Annotated in this window: 3 protein-coding genes and 1 pseudogene; 3 read left to right on the top strand and 1 reads right to left on the bottom strand. The window is 65.7% G+C overall.

Annotated elements, in window-relative coordinates; genetic code table 11:
* Positions 1–111 precede the first annotated feature (111 nt).
* Positions 112–588, bottom strand: a complete 477-nt coding sequence (locus ACFWB8_RS36915; protein ID WP_385237658.1) for a DUF4265 domain-containing protein — start codon at positions 586–588, stop codon at positions 112–114.
* Positions 589–1,100: 512 nt separating this feature from the next.
* On the opposite strand from ACFWB8_RS36915, the pseudogene ACFWB8_RS36910 reads away from it, so the two are divergent.
* The 3 genes and pseudogenes from ACFWB8_RS36910 to ACFWB8_RS36900 all read left to right on the top strand — a co-directional run.
* A pseudogene (locus ACFWB8_RS36910) lies at positions 1,101–1,439 on the top strand (transposase); the annotation flags it as partial.
* Entirely contained in the window at positions 1,436–1,798 is a 363-nt protein-coding gene (locus tag ACFWB8_RS36905; protein ID WP_385237655.1) for a transposase, read from the top strand. The pseudogene ACFWB8_RS36910 and the gene ACFWB8_RS36905, both read left to right, overlap by 4 nt.
* A gap of 94 nt (positions 1,799–1,892) precedes the next feature.
* Positions 1,893–2,684: a class I SAM-dependent methyltransferase gene (locus tag ACFWB8_RS36900; RefSeq protein WP_385237652.1), complete on the top strand. Its 792-nt coding sequence runs from the start codon at positions 1,893–1,895 to the stop codon at positions 2,682–2,684.
* The last annotated feature ends 132 nt before the right edge of the window (positions 2,685–2,816 follow it).

The following is a 2,816-nucleotide window of genomic DNA, read 5'->3' as shown; positions in this document are numbered from 1 at the left end:
CAACCTCACCAAGCGCATAACGGACGAGACCACACCAACCTGGCGAGGAGCTTACTAGGGCATAAGCGGCAATACGCCTACTTCAAACGCCCTCTGAGATCTCGCTAGAGGTCAGGCGTTCCACCACCGGTCGTTGCCGCAGCCGACTTCGTAGTGCCACCAGCCTTCCTCTTCCCCTTGAACCAGGAGCGCCTTGATCCCGGCGAAGTCCGCGTCGGCCGGTGCGGTGAGGGCCACCATGGGGAACTCATCGCTGAAGACCTCACCTCCGAGCCCGAACACGGAAAGACGCTGATGCACTGCCTGAGGGCTGCGTCCCAGGGGGCCGGCAGGGACGGGCACTACGCGAATCGTGCAGTTGCCGGATGCACTGACACGGCCGACAGCCCAGTGGATCCCGTCGGAGTCGGTCTGGAACCGCACAACGTCGCCCTCGGCCACCCCGTCCTGGAGGAAGGGGACGTTCTGCACACTGGCCGTATCGACACCGATCTTCCGCGCCCACAGGCCCTCGGTGTCCTGCGGGAACCAGCCCTCGCGAGGGACGAACCGGAACCAGACCTTGATTTTCTCGACTGCGTTCTCCATGACGGCCATCATGCGCCGACCGTCGACAGTGCCTGGCACCGGGTCTGAGCTGAGCGATCGACTCAGGACCCCAGTCTCACCCAATCCAGTCCGCGCAGGTCAGCATGACTCGGTCGACTAACTTCGCTGAGACAGGTCACTCCATTCCGCGCGGCTTTCTGCCGCGTGTCAGAGAACCTGCGCCGCCGAGCAGCTCTCCTTCGACCAGGCCGCGAGCGGCGGCTGCGGGCGGAGAAGGCCATCGACCTGCTCAACGCCCGGTTCGGTTCCGGCACGGCGGGGCCTGCGGCCAGCTACCGGCAGGCTGACTGACGTCCTCGGAGCGGGTACCAGGAGGTCCGAGCTGTAGGGGTCGATTTAGTTCAGCAATCGGGCCTGTATCTCAGCAGTACATCAGCAATGTCGGGTAGTTCAGCACTCCGACACCTCGGCGGTGCGCCACTGCCCAGACTGCGGCACCCGGGCCCGGCGGTCGAAGGGCCGGCGGGTGACCCGGCCGCGTCGAAGGCCGCACCGCCCAGTCGGTCATCGACTGGCTGGCCGACCGCGACCAAGCCTGGGGCGACGCGGTCCAGTACGTCGCGATCGACATGTGCACGATCTTCAAGTCGGCGATCCGCCGGGTCCTGCCGCAGGCCACCCTGGTCGTGGAACACTTCCACCTGGTGCAGCTGGCGAACCAGACCCTCACCGAGGTCCGCCGCCGGGTCACCGTGACCCACCGCGGCCGGCGCGGCCGCAAGGGCAACCGCGAGTGGGAACTACGCTACCGGGTCACCCGCTCCGCCGCCCGGATGCGCGGCGAGCACGTCGACGCTCTCCTCGACGCGCTGTCCACCTGCCCAGGGTGATCGGCGCGCCGATCACCGTTGCGTGCAACGCCAAGGAAGACCTCCTGGACCTGCTTGCCACGGCCCGGACCCGCCCAGACCGGGAACAGGTCCACGATCTGCTGTACCGGTTCTACCGCCGATGCGCCGACGCCGACCTTCCCGAACTGCAGCGCCTAGCCACAACCGTCGAGACATGGTGGCCAGAGATCCTTGCGTTCCTGCACACTGGGATCACCAACGCTGGCTCCGAAGGCACCAACCGGGTCATCAAGACCATCGCCCGCGACGCCTACGGCTTCCGCAACCCCGGCAAGCAGCGCTTACGCACCCGCTGCGCGACCACCCGTCGAGCCCGTGGACACCTCGATGCCCGCTAATTTCGTTGAGCCCGCACCCTGCAATCGTGTTGGCTAGCGGCACCGAACTGTCAGTACCGCAGGTGTCCGCTTGGCTGTAGCAGGGGAGTTAAACGTGCAGGACATTATTGTCGACCCCGTTGCCCACAATCGGGCGGCCTGGGACAAGTATGTCCAAGCGGGCAACGAGTGGTCGAGGCCGGTGAGCGCTGAGGATGTCGAGCGCGCCCGCATGGGCGACTGGTCGATTGTTCTCATCGGGCGTGAGCCAGTCAACCGCTCCTGGCTGCCGACGGACCTGCCCGGCAAGGACGTGTTGTGCCTGGCCTCCGGCGGTGGCCAGCAGGGTCCGATCCTCGCCGCCGCAGGGGCGCGGGTCACCGTATTCGACAACTCACCCCGCCAACTCGGCCAGGACCAGATGGTGGCGGCGCGCGACGGACTCGAGCTGCGCACCGTCCTAGGCGACATGCGCGACCTCAGCGCCTTCGGCGACGCAACATTCGACGTCGTATTCCATCCGGTCTCTAACCTGTTCGTACCCGACTTGGCACCGGTGTGGCGTGAGTGTTTCCGCGTCCTGCGACCGGGCGGAACTCTGCTCGTGGGCTTCCTCAACCCTGATGCGTACTTGTTCGACCACGAGGCGCTCGACGAGCGCGGCGAGCTGATCGTCGTGCACAAGCTGCCCTACAGCGATGTCACGCAGTACTCCGCCGAGGAACGCGCCACGAAGTTCGGCGCGGATGCCCCTCTCGAATACAGCCACACCCTCACCGACCAGATCGGCCGGCAACTCGCCGCGGGGTTCGTCCTCACCGGCTTCGCGGAAGCGCCGCACCAATCCAACGCATCCGCTCAATACATGTCGAACTATTTTGCGACGCTGGCGGTCAAGCCGGGCTGACCGGGCGTGTCAGCGATCTTGTGTAAGTCGGTTGGTTTCATTGGATGCTGAGCCGGTCCTCGAAGAAGAGTGAGAACTGGTTCAGTGCCTCTTTCCAGTGTGCGGCGACGTGGTTCGCGTCGCGCGCTTTCG

Source organism: Streptomyces sp. NPDC060031 (assembly GCF_042736805.1).
Classification (GTDB): Bacteria; Actinomycetota; Actinomycetes; order Streptomycetales; family Streptomycetaceae; genus Streptomyces.
This window is presented reverse-complemented; position numbering and strand designations above follow the sequence as displayed.

Coding starts and splice junctions, on each gene's coding strand:
- ACFWB8_RS36915 (WP_385237658.1), bottom strand. CDS start 588: ATGGAGAACGCAGTCGAGAAAATCAAGGTCTGGTTCCGGTTCGTCCCT.